General features: G+C 38.7%; 19 protein-coding genes. 14 read left to right on the forward strand and 5 right to left on the reverse strand.

Annotated elements, in window-relative coordinates; translation table 11 throughout:
• Positions 1-45: 45 nt before the first annotated feature.
• Both C427_RS12545 and C427_RS12550 read left to right on the forward strand, forming a co-directional pair.
• Positions 46-255, forward strand: a complete 210-nt coding sequence (locus C427_RS12545; protein WP_007640124.1) for an EF-hand domain-containing protein — start codon at positions 46-48, stop codon at positions 253-255.
• A gap of 105 nt (positions 256-360) precedes the next feature.
• Positions 361-579 (forward strand): hypothetical protein, encoded by a 219-nt coding sequence (locus C427_RS12550; protein ID WP_007640120.1) that lies wholly within the window; start codon positions 361-363, stop codon positions 577-579.
• Positions 580-641: 62 nt separating this feature from the next.
• On the opposite strand, the gene C427_RS12555 is transcribed toward C427_RS12550, so the two are convergent.
• Positions 642-1475, reverse strand: coding sequence for a sulfurtransferase (locus C427_RS12555; RefSeq protein WP_007640118.1), 834 nt, complete (start codon positions 1473-1475; stop codon positions 642-644).
• A gap of 616 nt (positions 1476-2091) precedes the next feature.
• Here C427_RS12555 and C427_RS12560 point away from each other — a divergent pair.
• From C427_RS12560 to C427_RS12575, 4 genes are all read left to right on the forward strand, one after another.
• Positions 2092-3456, forward strand: a complete 1365-nt coding sequence (locus C427_RS12560) for an 8-oxoguanine deaminase (RefSeq protein ID WP_007640116.1) — start codon at positions 2092-2094, stop codon at positions 3454-3456.
• A gap of 329 nt (positions 3457-3785) precedes the next feature.
• Entirely contained in the window at positions 3786-6182 is a 2397-nt protein-coding gene (locus tag C427_RS12565; RefSeq protein ID WP_007640114.1) for a TonB-dependent siderophore receptor, read from the forward strand.
• A 74-nt stretch (positions 6183-6256) separates the two neighbouring features.
• Positions 6257-7987: a cupin domain-containing protein gene (locus tag C427_RS12570; RefSeq protein WP_007640113.1), complete on the forward strand. Its 1731-nt coding sequence runs from the start codon at positions 6257-6259 to the stop codon at positions 7985-7987.
• A gap of 154 nt (positions 7988-8141) precedes the next feature.
• On the forward strand, positions 8142-8417 hold the full coding sequence (locus tag C427_RS12575; RefSeq protein ID WP_007640112.1) for a hypothetical protein: 276 nt from the start codon (positions 8142-8144) through the stop codon (positions 8415-8417).
• Between the two features lie 71 nt (positions 8418-8488).
• Here the strand turns inward: C427_RS12575 and C427_RS12580 are convergent, their stop codons facing one another.
• Positions 8489-9496: an adenosine deaminase gene (locus C427_RS12580; protein ID WP_007640111.1), complete on the reverse strand. Its 1008-nt coding sequence runs from the start codon at positions 9494-9496 to the stop codon at positions 8489-8491.
• A 311-nt stretch (positions 9497-9807) separates the two neighbouring features.
• Here C427_RS12580 and C427_RS12585 point away from each other — a divergent pair, with 311 nt between their 5' ends.
• The 3 genes from C427_RS12585 (at position 9808) to C427_RS12595 (ending at position 12860) form a co-directional block, all read left to right on the forward strand.
• A complete protein-coding gene (locus C427_RS12585) occupies positions 9808-11136 on the forward strand; it encodes an NCS2 family permease (protein WP_007640110.1) in 1329 nt (442 codons plus the stop codon).
• Positions 11137-11941: 805 nt separating this feature from the next.
• Positions 11942-12199 (forward strand): hypothetical protein, encoded by a 258-nt coding sequence (locus C427_RS12590; RefSeq protein WP_007640101.1) that lies wholly within the window; start codon positions 11942-11944, stop codon positions 12197-12199.
• Between the two features lie 220 nt (positions 12200-12419).
• Positions 12420-12860: a MaoC family dehydratase gene (locus C427_RS12595; RefSeq protein ID WP_007640100.1), complete on the forward strand. Its 441-nt coding sequence runs from the start codon at positions 12420-12422 to the stop codon at positions 12858-12860.
• Between the two features lie 179 nt (positions 12861-13039).
• Here C427_RS12595 and C427_RS12600 read toward each other — a convergent pair whose 3' ends face one another.
• The 3 genes from C427_RS12600 to C427_RS12610 all read right to left on the reverse strand — a co-directional run bounded on the left by C427_RS12600 (position 13040) and on the right by C427_RS12610 (position 16320).
• Complete coding sequence (locus tag C427_RS12600; protein WP_007640099.1) at positions 13040-14263, reverse strand: EAL and HDOD domain-containing protein; 1224 nt, start codon at positions 14261-14263, stop codon at positions 13040-13042.
• A 499-nt stretch (positions 14264-14762) separates the two neighbouring features.
• Positions 14763-15665, reverse strand: coding sequence for an allantoinase PuuE (puuE, locus tag C427_RS12605; RefSeq protein WP_007640095.1), 903 nt, complete (start codon positions 15663-15665; stop codon positions 14763-14765).
• A 10-nt stretch (positions 15666-15675) separates the two neighbouring features.
• Positions 15676-16320, reverse strand: coding sequence for a TetR/AcrR family transcriptional regulator (locus C427_RS12610; protein WP_007640093.1), 645 nt, complete (start codon positions 16318-16320; stop codon positions 15676-15678).
• A gap of 362 nt (positions 16321-16682) precedes the next feature.
• On the opposite strand from C427_RS12610, the gene xdhA reads away from it, so the two are divergent.
• The 5 genes from xdhA to uraH are packed head-to-tail and all read left to right on the forward strand — an operon-like array spanning position 16683 to position 22230.
• The gene (gene xdhA, locus C427_RS12615; protein WP_007640091.1) at positions 16683-18161 is read left to right on the forward strand and encodes a xanthine dehydrogenase small subunit; all 1479 of its coding nucleotides are present in this window, start codon (positions 16683-16685) and stop codon (positions 18159-18161) included.
• Positions 18154-20496: a xanthine dehydrogenase molybdopterin binding subunit gene (gene xdhB, locus C427_RS12620; protein ID WP_007640090.1), complete on the forward strand. Its 2343-nt coding sequence runs from the start codon at positions 18154-18156 to the stop codon at positions 20494-20496. The genes xdhA and xdhB overlap by 8 nt, the downstream gene beginning before the upstream one ends.
• Positions 20493-21359 (forward strand): xanthine dehydrogenase accessory protein XdhC, encoded by an 867-nt coding sequence (gene xdhC / locus C427_RS12625; RefSeq protein WP_007640087.1) that lies wholly within the window; start codon positions 20493-20495, stop codon positions 21357-21359. The genes xdhB and xdhC overlap by 4 nt, the downstream gene beginning before the upstream one ends.
• Complete coding sequence (gene uraD, locus C427_RS12630) at positions 21356-21907, forward strand: 2-oxo-4-hydroxy-4-carboxy-5-ureidoimidazoline decarboxylase (RefSeq protein ID WP_007640085.1); 552 nt, start codon at positions 21356-21358, stop codon at positions 21905-21907. The genes xdhC and uraD overlap by 4 nt, the downstream gene beginning before the upstream one ends.
• Positions 21904-22230: a hydroxyisourate hydrolase gene (gene uraH / locus C427_RS12635; RefSeq protein ID WP_007640083.1), complete on the forward strand. Its 327-nt coding sequence runs from the start codon at positions 21904-21906 to the stop codon at positions 22228-22230. The genes uraD and uraH overlap by 4 nt, the downstream gene beginning before the upstream one ends.
• Positions 22231-22265: the final 35 nt, after the last annotated feature.

Here is a 22265-nt window from a genome sequence, read left to right on the forward strand (position 1 = left end):
CGCTTTTAAACTAAAGTTTAAAAAGAATCAAAAAGGAATAAATATATGAAAAAATTAATCCCACTTATCGCGCTGACGTTCGCATCCATGGCATTAATCGCTGAAGAAGACTTAATAGCAAAATTAGATTTAGACAATGATGGTCGAATTAGCATTGAAGAAGCTGCTGAAGACGCTTCGTTAGCAGCAGTGTTTTCTGAACTGGATACCAATAAAGACGGTTACCTTTCAGCTAGTGAGTTAGAAAACACATAACAACATAATAACAATAAGTGCGGTGCGAGATTAATATTCAACTTACCCACTAAATCTAGTATTTTAATTTTATATTAAAGGAAGAAAATCATAAAAAAATTACTATTGGTATCAATCGCAACTTTCGTAACATTTAATTCATTTGCAGGGACTATAGAAATCACCGTTCATCCACTAGATGTCGACAAAAACGGTCTCATCAGCATCGACGAAGCAAAAGCAGACAATACCCTGAGTGCAATTTTTACAGAACTTGATGTCAACCAAGATGGCTTTTTATCACATTTGGAATTAGAAGTTAAAACAGAAGATGAAACTAACTAAGTCAGATGCATAGTTAGTTTAAAGAGTTTGCAAAGTTAGTGTATTTACAGACTTTTGCTATTTTATAGCTCAACCGGTAAATCAGACCTTGCACCCCATTCACTCCATGAACCATCATATACGGCGATGTGTGTGAATCCTGCTTCCGTTGCAGCCAAAGCCAAAATGCAGGCAGTAACACCCGACCCACAGCTAAAAACCAACAATCCATCAAAAGACTGTATGTATTCCGAAAAAATACATTTTAGCTCTTCTGAAGATTTTAGTACGAAACCTTCAATGCATGTTTGGAAGGGTAAATTTTGTGATGTTGGAATATGACCAGAGCGTAAACCCTTGCGCGGCTCTGCTTGTGTACCGTTAAAGCGTCCTGCACTTCGGGCGTCTAACAAAGTTATATTGGTTAATTTCTGGATTAATTCATCTGCATTAAAAAAATGGTTGCTGTTGAACTTAGCCTTAAAATCACCTGATTTACGAGGAGAGATAAGCTGTAAAACCTTTGGTCTGTCCTGTTCTAACCAATTAGGTAAACCGCCATTAAGTATATAAACTTGCTGGTGGCCCATAGACTTAAACATCCACCAAACTCTAGGTGCGCAATAAATCCCCTTGTTGTCATAGATTACAATTAAACTATCCTGATTAATGCCTAAGTTGCCAGCGTTTTCGGTAAAGCTGATTTCGTTAGGCATAGTATGAGGCAAGCTAGAATTTGTATCACAAAATATATTTTCGAAATCAAAAAACATGGAATTGGGAATATAACCAACAGGTCTTTTATTGGCTTTTCCCGTTATCGGATTGTCCATCTGGGTATACAACACTATTAAATCAGGCTGGTCGATTCTATCTTCTAGCCATTGGCTGCTAACGATATTGGTTTTTGGCTGCATGATTTATTCCTTAAATAAACGAAAAAGCGGCGCACTGCAGTAAACATGAAATTTATCTTCAGTGGATCCATACTCAACACACTGCACCGATATGATGCTTAGGTTTCGTATGCTGCGCTAATTTAATTTACACTTGATATATAAAAAATAAAAACAATATTATTATCAAAGCGTTAGACTAAAACAAGCAACTGACTAGTTGGTCAATTACTTGCTTTACAATTAAATACGTAAATAGTTACTTACTTGAGTGCACAACCTATGCTTCACAATGATTAATAAATTTATGGATTACACGATAAACCAATAATATTGCATTATATCGATACGGACTTACCACAGGTGATGGCTTTTTCAATAAGGTATTTTAACCCTTACCTATATTATAGGAGCAACACTTGTTAAGTTTCCACTTTCGCCATAGCGGCGTATATTAATACTCAAGGCGGATCCTATAGACCGTCGAAAATTCTTATTTTAACCAGCTTTAGAAAGAAATATTATTTCTTCCCCGGTTACCGTTACAGTCTTTTGTGCAATAATTATATGCCTATTTATACTCGACGATACTTCGAAAGCGTCGACCACTTCGATTTAGTAGTAAGAGAATTTAAACATGCAAAACCATACCCTATGGCTTAAATCACCCGCAGCGATATTTACAGGTAATACCCTAGACGCGGGTAACGGCCTAGTGATAAAAGGCAATAAAATTGTTGAATTAGTCCCATCTGGCATACAGCCAAAAACACCTATAGATAGTTACCTTGATTGTAGCAATAAAGTTATTACGCCGGGCCTTATCAATACTCATCATCATTTCTATCAAACATTAACACGTGCCGTCCCAGGTGCATTAAACAAACCCTTGTTTCCTTGGCTTAAATATCTTTATCAGATATGGAAGAACCTAGATGAAGAGATGATTTACACCGCGACTCAATTAGCGGGTTTAGAGTTGATGATGTCTGGGGCTACTTGTATCGCTGATCACCACTATGTTTTTCCAAAAGGGCTTGAACAAGCTATTGATATTCAAGTTGAGGCCATTAACACTTTGGGTTGTCGCGCCACGCTCACCAGAGGATCCATGAGCTTAGGAGAAAGTAAGGGGGGCTTGCCTCCTGACAGCGTTATCCAATCTGAAGACATAATATTGCAAGATAGTCAGAGACTTATATCAAAATATCATGACGAATCTGAAGATGGGTTTATACAAATAGCACTGGCACCGTGTTCACCTTTTTCTGTGTCCACTTCTTTAATGCAAGATACAGCTCAGTTAGCTAAACAAAATAACGTTATGTTGCATACGCATTTGGCCGAAACTGAAGACGAAAACAATTTTTGCATGCGTCAATATGGGATGCGCCCTTTAGATTATTTAGAACATTGCAATTGGTTAGGTGACAAAACTTGGCTAGCTCACGGGATCCACTTTAACCAAGATGAAATAAAACGCTTGGGCCAAGCTAGAGTAGGTATTGCTCACTGCCCCAGTTCTAATATGTTATTGGCGTCAGGTATTTGCCCAACTGTCGAACTTGAAGCCGCCGGGTGTAATATAGGTTTAGCAGTTGATGGCTCAGCGTCTAATGATTGTTCTAACATGATCCAAGAAGTACGTCAGTCTTTGTTACAGCAGCGTTTACGTTATGGAGCTGAGATTATAACCGCTGAACGTGTACTCGGTTATGCAACAACAGGTTCTGCTGCGGTGTTACAAAGACCGTCCATAGGTCAGTTTGCTATTGATATGCAGGCTGACTTAGCGATTTTTAGCTTAGACGAATTACGTTTTTCAGGCGTGGGCAGTCCTCTTGATGGATTGATAACTTGTGGTGCCTATCAAGTTGATAAATTGATGGTCGGGGGTAAGTGGTTAATTGAAAATTCTGAGCACAGCACAGTTTTAACCAGGCAACTCATGGAAAAACATCAATTACTCGCCAAAAAAATTCAAAACCAAAACTTTGTTTAATTTACTGTTTAGTATATGCAGGCACTCCTATGGTGCAATGCATTGAGAAATGATTTAAATTAGTGCACGCCGAATTTAATAAATTAATATCACGGGTAAGTAATATGCCTAACGTTATTTTCTTTTACCAGCAAAAAACAAGTATTTTCAAGGAATTAATAAATAACATTGTTACTAGACCATTTGGACAAGGTGTTGGCATCTTTCGTGCAGAACCTGACGATAATATTAAAAGATAGAAAATAACTAACTCAATTAAAACAGTGTGTTTAATAGGCCAAAGAGCCTAATACAACACATAGCAAAGCTACTACCTTGGGATCACCATAATGACAAATAAAACTTTTATATCAAACCCGCTAGCCAAAGCCATCGCTATTGGACTAGCTACTTTCATGCCACTACAAACGTTGGCGCAACAGACTGCTGAAGAAAGCGTCGAGCGTATTGAGGTAACCGGCTCTTTAGGCAGTCTACCCGGACAAGATGTTGAAGCAGTTTTTGGTTTTGGAAAATCAATTCTGGAAACACCGCGCTCTGCCTCAACCATTAGTGAAGAGCAATTAGAACGCTTTAGTGTTACTGACATAGATGATTTAGTCGCATTTGCACCTGGTACCTTCACTCAGTCATTTTTTGGTGTTGCTGGTTCACTAGATGTACGTGGTACACCGGGCGAAAACTATTTTCGGGGAATGAAACGTTTAGACAACCCAGGCAACTACCCCACCCCGATTGGTGCATCTAGTCGTATCGATATTGTTCGTGGACCTGCTTCACCTATCTATGGTCCATCGAAAATTGGCGGTTACTTAAACTTTAATCCTAAATCAGCTCGTGCTAGTGGTGGTCAATATTTAGATCAAAATGAAGGCAAATTTTCTTATACCTTAGGTACCTGGGATAAAAGCGTAATGACCGCAGAAATTGGTGGTCCTGGTAAAATTGGCGATAAAGACATGGGTTTTTATCTTTATGGTGAAGTAGAAAACTCTGGCAGCTATTACAATAATTCTGGTACAGACCAAACAATTTTACAAGCCTCATTCAATGTAGATATTACTGAAAACTTACGGATTGAGTTTGGTGGTATGTATCACGATTACGATGGTAATCAGGTTGCTGGTTGGAACCGTTTAAGCCAAGACTTAATCGATAACGGTACTTATATTACTGGAACTGCAAGCCCACTGGATATAAACGGTGATGGTTCAATATCACATCAAGAATACGGTTTAGTTAATATTGCAGGTAATAGCTTCTTCTACTTTCCTGGTTTTACTTTTGATGATGCCGAAGCGACAGACGCAATGGTATTAAACAATTCTGGTACTGCCACATTACGTGGTGACCAAGTTTTAGTGGCAGCCGATGATGTATTGTTAAATACCGTTGAGACCTTTTACTTTGACTTGATTTATTTCACAGATAACGGCTGGGAAATCAAGAACCAAATGTTCTATGATGCCTATGAAAATCTAAATGAAAACGCTTATGGGTTCGCGCAGTTTCATGACAGCTCGGTATTTGAAAATAAATTGGTTTTTGCCACGGAATATGAAGCTGAGGGTCTATTAGCACAGGTACAATTATCACCTTCTATTCGTCATACCGAATTTTTACATGGCGATGATTTTACAAATGAATATTTTCAAAGACGTGATCTTACTGGACCATCTACAGCACTTGATAGACGTTTATTAGCCACCAGAATTGGGCGAGATTTTGATAACTACGACGAAGGTAATTATACAAATTTAGGTATAGCTGCCATGACCGATGTCACTTGGGATATGGGTTTAAACATCGTACTAGGCGTGCGTTATGACACCATCGATATTAAAACAACTAGCCGTGGTGATTTGTTATTAACCCCAGGCGATATTGTGACGGTTAAAGATACGGTTGAGGGGGCTTCTTGGAATGCAAGTATTTCATACAAAACTGATTTCGGACTGATCCCATATATTACCTCTGCCGAACAAGCTACCTTAATCGCTGGTCAAGGTGCAGAAATAGGTGTAGGACAAGTGGGTAATGGTGCATTTGATACTTCAGACTTATTTGAATACGGTATTAAAGGTTCATTTTTAGATGATAGTTTATATTTTGCATTATCTGTTTACGAGCAAGAACGAACCGATTTTAATGCACAAGCCATAGTAACTAATGCAACCACAGAGAATGAAGGGGTTGAATTTGAATTACGTTGGGTTATCTCTGATCAATTAGTTGTCGGTGCTGGTTATACCAACATCAAGGTTTATAACCTGACTGCCCTATCAGAAGGTAATCAATTTGGTTTCTTAGGCATAGGTGATTTACCTAATCTGACTGACCCGGCATTAATTTATGGTGGCAACCCAATTGGAGTTACTTTAATTGACCCGAATAATAAAGAGACAGTTAGAAAAGCTGGAATACCTGAAAATATTTATACATTAAACGCGACCTATGATTTTCAAAATGGCTATGCAGTAAATGGCAGTATCGTTAGGGCAGATGAAACATTCTCAAGTTTTTCTCAAGCGATAACATTGCCAGCTTACACCTTAGTCAATGCAGGGGTGTCTTATACAACAAACACATGGAGTGCCAGTGTTAATATTAAGAACTTAACGGATGAAACCTATTTTAGGGCTAACTTCCCTGACTTATTTGGAGCTCAAATCGTCTTGCCAGAATTACCAAGACATTTTCAAGCTAAGGTTAGTTATAAATTTTAATGAGTTAAATTAGATTATTATAAGGGTAAATATGTCACTTACATATTTACCCTTTTTTATATGAGGTACAGAATATGTTTAAAACACGTTTAAAAAACCTGCTCATAGTAACGTTGAGCGTTTTGGTACTTTTCAGTTGTTTGGATCAAAATCCACAAAATACTGAACTGAAATCTGAGCTACAAATACCACTAGAGATAAAAGTGGTCGTTGTCACTATGTTTGAAATCGGTGCAGATGAGGGCGACAAACCCGGCGAATTCCAACTATGGAAAGCTGGCCAAAAACTCAATACCTGTTTGCCTTTTGTCGTTTCACATCACGATATTTGTATTAATGCCGAAACAGGCGTTATGGGCATAGTCACGGGGATGGGAACCGCTAAAGCGGCCACAGCTATTATGGCATTAGGCTTAGATCCTAGATTTGATTTAACACATGCATATTGGTTAGTGGCTGGGATCGCTGGTTTTGACCCTGCTGATGCTTCAATAGGCTCTGCCGCTTGGGCAACATGGCTTCTTGATGGTGATTTAGCCCATCAAATTGATGCCAGAGAAATACCTGATACTTGGTCAACCGGCTACTTTCCGTTGTTTACTACTGACCCTCTGTTGGAAAATCAAACCATAGATCTCAGTAAACTTAATAAACACGGTCAATCTTCAAATGGTGAAGTTTATCAACTCAACTCTCAGTTGACTGATTGGGCATATACACTTACCAAAGATGTAAAGTTAAATGACTACCCTGTTATGCAAGCCTTGCGAGATAAATACACAGGTTATCCAAATGCGCAGAAATTACCTTTTGTATTGAAAGGTGAACATATGGCCGCTTCTACTTTTTGGCATGGTGATTTATTAAATGAGTGGGCGAATAACTGGACCCATTATTGGACTGCAGGTCAAGGAAATTTTGTCAGCTCTGGCATGGAAGATACCGGCGCTTACCAGTCAATGATTTACTTGGACAACGCAAATAAAGCAGATAAATCTCGTTTTATGGTGGTTCGTACCGGCAGTAATTATTCTATGCCACCGCCTGGATTAACAGCAATTGAAAATTTAAAATTAGAAAGTGGTGAGAATGGTTATGCAGGTATGCGCTCCGCACTCGAAACGGCCTATCTGGTAGGCAGTAAAGTAGTGGATACAATCGTTGCTAATTGGTCACAATACAAAACGACTATGCCTTACCAAGTACAAGAAAAAATAATCAATGTTAGCCAACAGCAAATTGGTGTTGGCAACCAGAGTTCAGCTTCTATTAGTGTTCTTTCGAGCGTTTCTGGAAGCAATAAAATCCTGACTGCAAAACAATTGGCCAAAGCGTTAAATCTTGAGGCACATGTTGAAGGTGGCTACTTTCGCCAAACCTTTAAAGCAGATCATAGAGCCACTATTGCTACCGAAAATGGTGATAGAGTCACTATGACCAGCATTTATTATCTATTAACTGCAGAATCACCAATTGGTCATTTTCATATGAACCAATCAGATATCATGCATTATTTTCATATGGGCGATCCTATTACCTACTATATGATTAATTCAGACGGTAGTTTACAAAAAACAATATTGGGGCCAGATCCGATCCAAGGACATCAAATGCAAATGATGGTAAAAGGAGGGACATGGAAGGCATCAAAAACGTCAACTGATGGGAAATACGGATACGGACTCATAGGAGAAGCTGTTGCACCTGGATTTGAGTATGCTGATATGCAACTAGGTAAAAAGACAATGTTATTGAAGCAGTTTCCAAAACATACACAACTCATCGAAGAACTGAGTCGCGAGTAAGCAGTGAACTTTCGTGCTAAATACTCGTGGACACGTCGCTTAGGCAGCAACACACTGCCTAAGCGACGTGTCTACGGCCACTAGGCATATTTATGCAACGGATCCAAAATGGCTTTTTCTTAGCGGCCCTAACAAAACAAGTATGAGAGAAATTATGAAAAACATCTGTTTTCCGATGATGGCAATGTTAGCCTTCTCTGTTGGCACTATTCACGCAACTCACGCAAAAGAAGGAAAACAGCTTAATTTTATGAACGAACAACTATCAGAACAATTATTAAATCAGACAATTGCATTAAGTGAGCCTAACTTAGTTAAATCTCAAGCAGAGTTGTTGCGTAAACATTATGACGCACTGGTGCTAAGCGGCTTTACCAAAAGCGAAGCACTACAGATTATTATAGCAATGGCGTCGGTAGATAAGCATTAATGTGGACTACCTGCAGAAGATGGCTTCAAATACCCTTCTAATCAGCAACGTATTACATCAGAAATTAAATATCAGTAGGTACTTAACTTTTCTAACCACTTAAGTTTGTGTTCTTCAGACATGAAACTGGCATTGAAACTATTTTTTACTAACTGCTCTAACTGGTGTTTTTCTATCGGCAAGTGATCAATTATTGCAAAATAATTATCATTTAAATAACCTCCAAAATAACTAGGGTCGTCAGCATTAATAGTGGCCATTAGCCCTAAATCGAGCAATTGCAACACGTTGTGATGTTGCATATGTTTGAAGACCTTCAGCTTAGTATTCGACAGAGGGCAAACGGTTAATGGATGTTGTGAATCAATTAAAAACGCTATTAACACAGGGTCTTCTATACTGCGCACACCGTGGTCTATTCGATGCACATCTAAGGCTTTTAATGCACCCCAAACATAGTCTGGCGGCCCCTCTTCACCCGCATGAGCAACTCGCTTTAAGCCTAATTCTTTAGCCATTTTAAACACTTTAGTAAATTTTTCAGGAGGATTACCCAACTCACCGCTGTCTAGTCCAACTGCAGTAATATCATTTAAGTATGGTGTTGAAGCTTGTAACGTTTCAATAGCACTTTGTTCTGTTAAATGCCTTAAGAAAGACATAATCAATAAGCAGGATTGCCCCCATTCTTGTTGTGCTTGTTGCATGGCCCGCTTAAAACCTGGCATAAACACATCAAATCCAATACCCCGTTCAGTATGAGTCTGCGGGTCGAACATTATTTCAGCATGTACTACGTTGTCTTCTTTGCAAGTAAGTAGATAACTCCACATCAACTGGTAAAAATCGTCTTCGTCCTTAAGTACCGATGCACCAAAATAATAAATATCTAAAAAACTTTGCAGATCCTCGAAGTCATAAGCATTTTTTACTTCTTCAATATTCGCATATGGTAATTCAAGCTGATGCTTTTCTGCTAATGCCATCATTAAATCTGGCTCTAATGAGCCTTCAATGTGCAGGTGTAATTCTACTTTGGGCAATGACGCTACCCAATGTTTCAACTCATCTTTGGTCATTTTTCCCACCTGCTTTATTACTTTTCTACCATGTAAATTTTGTTATTGCTTGCACCAAAATGAACATCTAAGTTAACTATTGGTGCAACACAATCGATCTTATCTGAATTTACTCTATTTGTTTTAATCAAATCAAGCGCTTAAAGCACATTTTATTATTGTTTTATAACGTTAGATGACATGATTACCATGTTAACAGCATAAATCAGACCAACGCCAGACTAGATGGTCAGCTTTTTGCAGGCTGCTTAGGTTAAAACTCATAACCTCAAATACATAAATGATGTCACATCAAAAATAGAGCGATAAACATGTCTAACATTCTTGAACACTTTTTTAAATTAAAAGAAAAAGGTACCAATCTAAAAACTGAATTTATTGCCGGATTAACTACCTTTGCAGCTATGTCCTATGTGTTGGTGGTAAACCCAAGCATTTTAGGTGCAGGTGGCATGCCAATCGAAGGACTGATAACTGTCACTGCTATTGCTGCATGTTTAGGTACATTATTAATGGCCTTCATGACTAACTACCCCATAGCGATGGCTCCGGGTATGGGTCTCAATGCCTTTTTCGCCTTTACGATTTGTTTAACCCGAGAAATACCATGGGACGCAGCATTAGGCATTGTGTTTTGGAACGGTATTTTATTTTTATTGCTGTCTGTTACAGGTGTCAGAACTAAAATAGCAGATGCCATACCAGCAGCACTTAAAATTGGTGTTCAATGTGGTATTGGTTTATTTATTGCGTTCATCGGATTAAAAAATGCAGGATTGGTAGTCGACAATCCTGCTACATTTGTCTCTATCGGCGACTTATCTGAGCCAGCCACATTATTAGCGTTAGCAGGCATCATCTTAACCATCGTTTTAGTTATTCGAAAAGTAACCGGGGCTATTCTTATTTCCGTAATAGTCTTAACCATAATAGGTGCTTTCATCCCAGTTGGTGACGGATATTTAACCCAGCATACAAGCCAAATCATTGGCCTTCCAGACAGTATAAGCACAACATTTTTTGCGATGGACATTATGTATCCAATCGAATACTTTGCTGAAACATGGGATCTGATTTTTGCCCTGCTATTTGTAAATATGTTCGATACCATAGGTACCTTAATAGGCGTATCCCGTCGCGCTAACCTACTAGATGAACACGGTAAATTACCAAAAATGGGAAAAGCGATGACGGCAGACGCAGTTGCCAGTGTCATGGGTGCGGCAATAGGTACTTCACCCGTAACGTCATACGTCGAATCAGCAGCAGGAGTATCCGCAGGTGGCAGAACAGGGCTGACGTCAGTGTTTGTTGCTTTATGTTTTATTTTAGCATTGTTCCTCACACCACTTATGAAAGTTATCCCATTAATGGCAACGACACCCGCGCTGATCATGGTGGGTATATTAATGATGGATTCATTTAGACAACTCGACTTTGACGACTTAACATCCCTAGCAACTGCCACAGTTGCACTACTAGCTATGCCCCTTACCTTTAGCATTAGTGAAGGCATAGCACTAGGGTTTATTACTTATGTGGGCATAATGCTGGGTACAGGAAGATACAAACAGGTGACCCTCATCACATATATAATGGCAATAGTATTTGTATTGAGATATGTATTGGATTTAAAGTGAATTCAACATTTTTTGAGTTCATAGTAACAACCATAATATAAAATCTGGTCTGCTATGCGACTTGCATAGCAGTTAATTTAAGTACTTAAATTGAAAGAGTATAATTAATACACCAATAGAATCGCACTATATTTAAGTAGACTCAAGGTCATCAAGTCACTTCATGGCTGGCTGAATATATACCATTTCCGTTGGGAACTATCTCGATGCAGTTTCATTTGTTAAGAATATGACTATAGAAAACATCCAATTTTTAATCTAAATCGATAGTTAAACGAACAATCATGTCTTAAAGATATTATTAATCACCTTGAGGCAGAATTAGTTATTTTAAATATCTGCTAGTTGAATACAGCTGAGATAGCGTTTATCTTCACTACAATTAATGATTTAAAATTTTACGGACGAAAAACGGCAATATTTTATATTTTATATTTTATATTTTATATTTTATATTTTATATTTTATATTTTTAGGAAAAAAATCATCTCATCCGCCATATTAATAATAAGAATTATTTCGTTTCATTTACTCAATTTTATTAGCCTACATGTAATGACTGAAAAAATTGGTGATTGCTGCAGATTTTTAGTATCCGGTAAATTGTTCTGAGACTGCTGATAAACTTGGTTATATGATTGAAAATAAACGGCACATATTTAATCAAAAAGGTATTGAAACTAAACATATAATAATGTCATGGGCAAGGTCAATTATTGAAGCTGAAAAAGGGCATATTAATACTGTGGTGGGAGCACTTTAAAATGATGCGCCAGACTTCATTTACCCTAACAGATAGTTAGGTTTGATCAGCAGTTCTTTTTTCACTACAAGTAATAAAACTTGGCAATACCTGGGCACTGGTTCTATTAATAACATCCGATTAGGCGTTATTAAAGCTTATGATTACGGTGAACCACTCAATCAATATATTCAGTTAAATATTAACAATGATCGTTTACAGATATTAACTGGTGAAGACGATGTGTTATCACGAGCAGTCAATATGATGGTAGCTGATAGAATAGATAAAAGCTTACATTGCTTTTTCGCCAAACGATAAAAATTCAATAGATTATGCAAAAATCCTCTCTGATGGTATTTTGGATATGAGAAGTAATGGTGATTTAGAAAAATTGCTGTTTAAATGTGGTTTACATGATTGGCAATGACATGTTTCTTAATTCACACCCCCCCACTTTTGCAGGTAATCTATCGTTTAAATGGTTGCCACCTAATTAATTTTTAACACGTTACACTAAACTCAATTTTAAGGATAACCTATGTATTTTGAAGATTATTATCCGGGTCAAACATCTCAGTTTGGCGCTTATCGCGTAACTGAAAGCGAAATAATAGAGTTTGCTAGTAAATATGATCCCCAGTATTTTCACTTAGATGATGAGGCGGCTAAAGACTCTCTTTTTGGCGGGTTATGTGCCAGCGGTTGGCATACTTCAGCCATGTTCATGCGTATGCTTATTGACAATTTACCTGAAGAGCATGGTTCTCTTGGTTCACCTGGGATTAATAATCTCAAGTGGTTAAAACCTGTGTACCCCGGGTATATCCTAAGTGTAAAAAGTTGTGTGAGTCAGTGTAGATTGTCTAAGAGCAAACCTGGTGTGGGTTTAATATGTGTGAATTATGAGATTATAAACCAGCATGACGCATCAGTCATGACATTAGAATCAAATGCTTTTTTCAGGTGCAGAGGCACCTAGGCTCGGCGGTGGCAAAGACTCCATTCTGTGTAATAAGACTACGATTAATTTAGAGTTTTATAATTATTGAATTGGTCCGATAAAAGAGCTAGCTCAAACACTAGGTAAATATTGAATTTCTCAAATTGATAAGGTGTTTGCTGCTAGTTATGTACTAAAATTCACCCTTGAGGCAATGATCAGTATATAGCCGTCACTCTATGTTCTGCCCAGATCAAAGCGTCTTTAAATAAACCACAAGATTGCTCAGGGTCTACATTTATTTGTTGGCAAAAAAGCTTAACATTCTCCCAATTTCCCTTTTCAAATAATTCACATAACTTCAAAAAATTTGCAGATTCTCCTTTACGATTAATTATCGCGTCTTTCATATCTTGGTGTAGTGGTAACTTATCCATAAGCTCTTGTATATCGCCATCTACCATGGCATCGATTAAAGACAATAATCCAATTAAAAATGCGGATGGTTGGGAGTTAATAGGTAAAGTTGCATTTACCATTAACTCACAAAAACGCCCTCTAGATAGAGCCATGATAGTCAACGCTTTTGGTTTACCTATTGAAAATTGAGCAGTAAACAACAAACTAATAAAACGTTTTAACTCTACGATTCCTAATACTATTATGGCTTGCTTTATAGTTTGTATGGCAGCGTCCCGCTTAAATATGGGTGATTGCACATAACGAAGTAGCTTAAAAGACAGGTTAATATCATCTTCAAATATAGCAGTAATATTTTTAAAATCTAATTCAGCTTTATTGATTTCGGACCACAAGTTAACTACTGCGATTTGGGAAGGATTAAAAGCAACCGTTTTAATGATTTCAGGGCGACTAAAAAAATAGCCTTGATAATATTCACAGCCAATAGTTATTGCATGTTGAAATTCAGCGTAAGTTTCTATTTTTTCAGCTAATAACTTAATATGAGGAAAAGGTTTTAACGCAGTTATGATTTCTTGGAACTGTTGTTCCGATGTAAGCGAATAATCAAGTTTTATGATATCCACATATGGAAAGAAGTGTCTCCAAGTTGAGTCATGCTCGTAATCATCTAACGCAATAGAATAGCCCTTATCTTTTAAATCAATACAAGCCGCAAGCAGCTTTTTACCCGGTTTGGCCGTTTCGAGAATCTCAACCACAATTTTCTCTTTGTTCAATAATAAAGGATAGCCATTTATTATCGAATCATGAGTAAAGTTAATAAAAGCAAGTGAGCCTTGAGTCAAACTTTCCAAACCTAAATTAAACTCTAAGCCCTCAATAATTTTAGCCGTCGCTACATCTTCATTTATATTTTTTGGAAAGATATTATCTAGACTGTCGCGAAGTAATAATTCATAAGCAAATAATTTTTTAGCTCTATCTAAAATAGGCTGGCGTGCCACATAAAAGCTCAAATTATAATTCCTTTGTTTTTACAGATAACATGAGCCTTTTCTTACCCTCAAAATAGATGACGAATAATGATGAGATTGATATTAAATTTAATATCGTCTTAAATTAGTAAATCTACTGAATTACCTAACCGAATACTACTACTTACAGATTGACTCAAACAAGTTTGAATCAATCTGGTCTCACAAAACTGAGACAGCGTTACATGTATATTAAACAATATTGGAGACTTAATAAATCGCGTATTTATCACATATAGAACATTGTCGGCTGCATAACATTCACTCGCCAATATGTCTGAACATTCAATGCATCACATTGGACTAAATTAACGTTATTAATTACGTCATTAAAAATAATATTACCATAATAACAAACCATTTACATTTTAGTAACATGCATTTCAATTCTAATATTTAAAATACATTTACCGTTGCATTTATCTGTATTCTTTTGAATATGATGTAGTAAAAGTCTTTTATGTTCACACTGACATCAAGATTACGCGGGGAAATGTTCCATCCAATGCAAAGCTATCTGCTCTCTGGTGCAGTACCACACCCTATCATGGCTGTGCACATATTCAATAAATCGTTGCAGAGCAGCCATGCGCGCTGGGCGTCCAATAATGCGACAATGTAATCCAATTGATAACATTTTGGGTGCGGTTTCACCTTCTGCATACAGTACATCAAAGGCATCTTTTAGGTACTGATAAAACTGTTCGCCACTGTTAAAACCTTGAGGTGATACAAAGCGCATATCGTTGGTATCAAGTGTATAAGGTACCATTAGTAAAGGTTTAGCGTATTGGGTATCGTAATACGGTAAGTCATCTGCATAAGAGTCAGCACAGTATAAAATGTCATCTCTATCAGCTATTAACTTCAGGGTGTTAGGACTTGTTCTCCCCGTATACCAGCCTTTGGGTTTACTGCCAGTGATTGCTTGATGTAACTGCACGGCCGCATTGATCATTTTCTTTTCTTGAATTTCTGGCATATCTTGATAATGGATCCAGCGCATAGAGTGACTCGCTATCTCCCAGTTTGCTTCTTTCATAGCCGCGACTGCTTCTGGATTGCGTTGCAGTGCCATCGTCACACCAAATACTGTAATGGGTAAATTGTAACGCACAAACAAATTATATAGACGCCAAAATCCAGCACGGCTGCCATATTCATACATAGACTCCATGCTTAGATGTCTGTCTTTATAAGCTTGCGCTCCGATGATCTCAGATAAAAACACTTCAGACTGTTCATCACCATGCAGCACACAGTTTTCAGCACCTTCTTCATAATTAAGTACAAATTGCACCGCTATCTTGGCTTGATTAGGCCATTTTGGATGAGGGGGATGTTGGCCATAACCGATTAAATCTCTTGGATATGCATGTTTCATGGGAGGAACCTTATTCAAATTCTGTGGGAACAGATAAACCGCAGCCGGTTAATATTAATTTCACCAAATTATTTGTAGCTTCGGAAAAATCAGTTTGAGTCATGGGTTTGCCTCTGAGTTCATTAATTTGTATAGAAAAGTCAGCATAATGTTGTGATGTAGCCCAAATATTGAATAACAAATAATGAGGGTCTGTTGCCACTAACTTGCCTTGGTCAATCCATTGTTTGATAACATCCACGCGGCCCGCCATCCAAGATGCATGTTGGTCTTTGAAAAATTTGTTTAAATTAGGTGCACCATTGATAATTTCTAGTGCAAACATTTTAGATGCATCTGGTCTACAACGAGATATTTCCATTTTATCTGCAATATAATGAGCTAAAACTTCAGCGGGATCGTCGCCCACCGTTGCTTCATCAAAGCGGCTGTTCCATAAACGAAGAATATCTTCCAACAACGCTAAGTACAGTGACTCTTTGGATTTAAAATAATAAAGCACGTTAGTTTTGGGAAGTTCAGCTCTGTCAGCTATTTGCTGAACTCGTGCACCTTTAAAACCGTGTAAAGCAAACTCCTTTTCTGCAGCATTTAATATTTTACTGCGATTAAGCTCTCCAATGCTAGTTTCTTTATAATTTTTACTTGCACACATTTAATATTTAATTTCCATTTGTATAAATCTTTAGGGGCTTTGTTTAACCCTATAAAAATATCACCCAATGTATGGGATTGCCAGAATCATAAAGTGGTTACATATAAATTACCACCGCTGTAATAACCGGCATTTTAATTGCTTATCGCCTGATAGTTAATACTAAGTACTTAGTATTAACTATCAGGCAGCTCTCAAAACCATATTAATTATTAAGGCAGATGACTCTAAGCAAAAACGTCTATATTAGGCTTCATTTTGCTTAAAACACACAAAAGCTGACCATTTAGTCTAGTATTTATTGTATTTAACATCACTAGTCGGGATAATATCATTATTAGACCTCGCTTATGGAGCGCCACATGATCAGCTTTTTGCTTAACAACGACATAGCTAACATAGATCAAGCCAGAGCTGACTTGACTTTGCTTGAATATTTGCGTGAACAAAAAAACTTAACCGGTACTAAAGAAGGCTGCGCATCAGGCGATTGTGGCGCCTGTACAGTGGTGTTAGCTGAAGTAATAGGACACGACGGCACAACACGGAACAACCTTGAATATAGAGCCATTAATAGTTGTGTGACATTTTTATCGGCATTACATGGCAAACAACTTATCACTGTAGAGCATTTACCAGACGGCAAAAATTTACATCCTGTGCAGCAAAGTATGGTTGAGTATCATGGCTCCCAATGTGGCTTCTGTACTCCAGGCTTTATTATGTCGATGTTTGCTTTGTACCAACAAGCACAACAACCTGATAGAGAGGCCGTTATCCAAGCATTGTCTGGTAATCTATGTCGCTGTACCGGTTATCGCCCCATTATTGATGCAACGTTAAGTGTTTGCCAAAATAAACAAGCGGATAAGTTTAAACAAATAGAAACTCAAACCGTTGGACGTCTAAATGCTATCAATAAACAACTTATCAGCACAGACAATTTATTAGTACCCACTTCAAGACAAGAATTAGCTGCGGCCAAAGCTAAATATCCAGATGCTAATGTGTTTGCAGGAAGTACTGACTTAGCCTTACAGGTCACTCAACAGTTAAAAACCTTTGATAAACTTATCGCTTTATGTGCGATGCCAGACTTAAACATACTGGTTGAACAAGAGGAGGGATTATTAATCGGTGCTGCCCTACCCTTTGGTAAAATTGAGTCGAGCTTACTCAAATATTTTCCGCAATTATCCGAGCTATTATGGCGTTTTGCAGCCACACCGATTCGTAATCAAGCCAGCCTAGGTGGTAATGTCGCCAATGGTTCTCCAATTGGAGATATGCCACCTGCATTGTTAGCGCTTAATGCTGTCATACATGTCGATAACGGCACACACAAAAGAAAAATAGCGGCAAGTGAATTCTTTTTGGATTACCGCAAGACAGCGTTAGAGACATCTGACTGGATAGAAGCAATTTTTATTCCCTTCACTCATCACCGAAGCTTAGTACGCGCCTATAAAGTATCTAAACGTTATGAAGATGATATTTCAGCAGTATGTGCAGTGTTCAATTTGCAAGTCATCGATGGAAAGATACACAGCATCTACTCTGGGTTTGGTGGTGTAGCTGCTATACCGGCAACTGTAATAGAGCTTAACACTCAGCTTGAAGGTAAAACTTGGTCCAGTAACAAGACCTTTGAGATTGGTAAAGAAATACTCAAACAAGCATTTACCCCTTTAGATGATGTGCGTGCTAGCAAAACGTATAGGGTTAGTATGTTGACAAATCTGTGGAAACGTTTCTGGTTAGAAACAAACCAAAGTACCCAAAAAATTGCAACCCGTGTGGTACATGTATCTTCTTCAAATGAGGCGTCACGTGATGCGTAAACTTATTGAGCAACCTACATTTGATGCCACACCTCAAGGTGCAGCAGGTAAATCACACAAACATGAAAGTGCAGAGCGACAGGTCAGTGGCCAAGCTCGTTACATTGATGATATGCCAGAGGCTGCAAATATCCATCACGTTGCTGTGGGCGTTAGCTCGGTCACTACTGGTACAATTACATCCATAGACTTGTCACTGGTGAAGGCTAGTGAAGGCGTAATAGACGTAATAACGGTTGATGATATACCTGGTCATAAAGATATAGGTCCCGTTTTTCCGGGAGACCCATTATTAGCGGGTACAGAAATTTTATATCACAGCCAGCCAATATTTGCGGTATTAGCGACCAGCGTTAACTTAGCTCGCCGAGCTTCATTAAAAGCAAACATTGTGATATCTCCCACCGAAGCGTGTTTGACCGTTAATCAGGCCAAACAACGAGAAAATTTTGTGCGTCCCCCACACTTTATGCGCCGTGGGGATTTTCAAACAAGTTACGCCCAAAGCCCGATCCGTATTGAGGGTGAAATGATTATCGGTGGTCAAGAGCACATGTATCTTGAAGGCCAGGTATCTATGGCCATACCCGAAGAAGAAGACCGAATGTTAGTCTACTCTTCTAGCCAGCATCCCAGTGAAGTACAAAAGTTAATTGCTGAAGTATTAGATATCAAACTTCACAAAGTAGTAGTTGATATGCGTCGCATGGGCGGTGGTTTTGGCGGTAAAGAAACACAAGCAGCACAATGGGCTTGCTTAGCAGCAGTATTTGCTAACCGTAACAAAGTAGCAGTCAAACTTCGATTGCCACGTATGTTAGATATGATGGCAACGGGTAAAAGGCATCCATTCGAAAATAAATTTAAAGTAGCCACTGATAATAAAGGGCTAATACAAGCAACCCATATAGAAATTAACGGTAATTGTGGTCACTCTCCCGATTTGTCGGATGCCATAGTAGACCGGGCAATGTTCCATGCAGATAATGGCTATTTTCTGGCTGATTGTTATGTAGAAGGCCATAGGTGTCGAACTAATCAAGTATCGCATACTGCCTATCGCGGATTTGGTGGCCCTCAGGGCATGATTGTCGCCGAAGCTATGATGGATGCGATTGCCCGTAAGTTGGGTAAAGACCCCTTAGATATCCGTAAACTCAATTTGTATGGCAAAGACACTCGAAATACCACTCAATATGGTATGCAGGTAGAACACAATTTATTAGCTGACCTTATTGATAAGCTTGAAGCATCATGCGATTACCAACTGCGCCGCAAACAAATTACAGAGTTCAACAAAGACAGCCCAATCATCAAAAAAGGCTTGGCCTTAACCCCAGTAAAATTCGGAATCTCATTCACTGCCAAACATCTTAATCAGGCTGGCGCGTTACTGCATATTTATACTGACGGTAGTATGCAAATCAACCATGGTGGCACCGAGATGGGCCAAGGGTTACATACCAAAATTGGACAGATAGTAGCGAATGAGTTTGGGGTGCCCTTGTCTCATGTTGAAATCACTTCGACTCGAACCGATAAAGTCCCAAACACATCACCAACAGCGGCTTCAAGCGGTACAGACTTAAACGGAAAAGCGGCGCAAAATGCCTGTTTGATCATCAAACAGAGACTGGCTAAGTTTTATGCTGAGCAGGTCAAAGGCAACCCCGAACAGGTTATCTTTTGCGAACAATCCGTAGTCTTAAATGAACATACTATTGCTTTTACTGAATTAATCCAGCAAGCCTATATTGGCCGCGTATCACTTTCAGCATCAGGTTTTTACAAAACCCCCAAGCTTGAATATGACCGTTCTACAGGCAACGGTAGACCCTTCTTCTATTTTGCATACGGAGCAAGTTGTTCTGAAGTATCTATTGATACTTTAACGGGTGAATACAAAGTTGACCGTGTAGATATACTCCATGATGTGGGCAAAAGCCTGAACCCTGCCATTGATATAGGTCAAATCGAAGGTGGTTTTATCCAAGGTATGGGCTGGTTAACCACTGAAGAATTGTTGTGGGACACTAGCGGTAAACTTATTAGCAACAACCCTGCGACCTATAAAATCCCAGCAATTGGTGATACCCCAGAAATTTTTAATGTCGACTTATATCCTAGAGCAAACGACGAAGACAGTATCTACCATTCTAAAGCGGTAGGCGAACCACCATTTATGCTCGCCAATTCGGTTTGGTGTGCATTAAAAGACGCGATATCCAGTATTACTAACTATCAAACTGATCCAGTGTTACATCCACCTGCCACACCAGAAAAAGTCTATAACGCAGTTGAACAAGCCCAAGCTTGGCTGGAGAAACAAATATGAGCCTACCAGTAAAAACATGGTTTGACGCATTGCACCAATGCCAAATGCAAGGCAAAAGTTATGTGTTAGTGACATTACTTGCCACTGCAGGCTCTACACCCAGAAATGGCGGTACAAAAATGTTGGTGTGTGATGACAGCGCCTTTGACACAATTGGCGGTGGTCACCTAGAGTTTGAAGTGATAAAACAAGCGCGTAACCTGCTGCTTGAAAACACCACAACACAAAAAATAGAACACTATCCCCTTTCGAGTAAGTTAGGTCAGTGCTGTGGTGGAGCTACAAATGTGTTGTTTGAAACATTCACTCAGCACACCCAACATATCGCCATTTACGGGGCAGGTCATGTATCCAAAGCATTAGTGCCTATTTTATCGCAACTGCCGTTACAAATAAGTTGGATAGACAATCGTCAAGCTATGCTTGATGAGATAGCCCAGCACTCTCAGCCAAGTAACCTTAAATTAGTGGTTAGCGAGAATCCTGAAGACACCATTGCTACTCTGCCTAGCGGTTCTTGGGTAATGATCATGACCCATAGCCATCAATTAGACTTTGACATAGTCGAGGCAGCGCTGAAGCGCAAAGATATGGCCTTTGTAGGCATGATTGGCTCAGATACCAAAGCTAGGCGTTTTAGAACGCGATTGGTTCACCGTGAATTTGAACCGCTAGATATTCAGCGACTTGTTTCTCCTGTCGGATTACTGGATATTTCTGGTAAACGCCCTATCGAAGTAGCGGTATCCATGGCGGCACAATTAATCCAACGTTTAGAGCCTGAAAAAAACACGCAATCTCAACAAAAACAAGCATGGCGAGACAATAAACAACTTATGCAATCTTTGGTAACAACTAAATGAATCAACAAAACAGCTTGTCATTACAAGCACTAAATAGCCTCGATGGCAGAGAGGCTAAACAATGGTTTAGCCAATGTTGCGCTGCACCTAAATGGTTTAAGAGTATGTCACAGGCTCGCCCCTTCGCTGATATTCATACAGTGCTAAAAGCCGCAACAGATATTTGGCAGCAATGCTCTACCTCAGAATTTTTAATCGCTTTTGAAGCCCATCCAATGATCGGCGACGTAAATAGTTTACGTGAAAAATATGTGGCCACTAAAAATATGGCCAGCAACGAACAACAAGGTGCAACTGATGCAGATAACGAAACATTGCAGAATTTAGCCACCGCCAATCATGAATATCTAAATCGGCATGGCTTTATATTTATTATTTGTGCCAGCGGCCTGAGTGCCAACACAATGCTGGATGCCGTTTTGTCACGTTTACACAATGATACCGCGACAGAAATGACGCTTGCCGCAGCAGAACAAATTAAAATCACCTTACTAAGATTAGAGAAGGGATTAGTAAATAACCTAGAAAAAGGAATACACACATCATGAGCATTAGTCTTTCCAGCCATGTTTTAGATACGACTTTAGGTAAACCCGCAGCCAAAATGAAATTAACCTTAACCACCCAAGATGGGCAAATTATTCATGCCCAAACTGATAGTGATGGCCGCTGTAATCAATGGCAATATTATGATTTTAAAGCGGGTGAATATTGCCTGCGTTTTTATACAAAAGATTACTTAATATCACACCACAGCCAAGCATTTTATCCTTTTGTGGATATACATTTTGAGCTCACTGAAAACGGTGGTCACTATCATGTACCTCTGCTTATTTCACCTTTTGGTTTTAGTAGTTATCGCGGCAGTTAGTCTGGAATGTATTGTTACAGTTGAAGACAGTTAAA

Origin of the sequence: Paraglaciecola psychrophila 170 (assembly GCF_000347635.1) — a bacterium.
Classification (GTDB): domain Bacteria; phylum Pseudomonadota; class Gammaproteobacteria; order Enterobacterales; family Alteromonadaceae; genus Paraglaciecola; species Paraglaciecola psychrophila.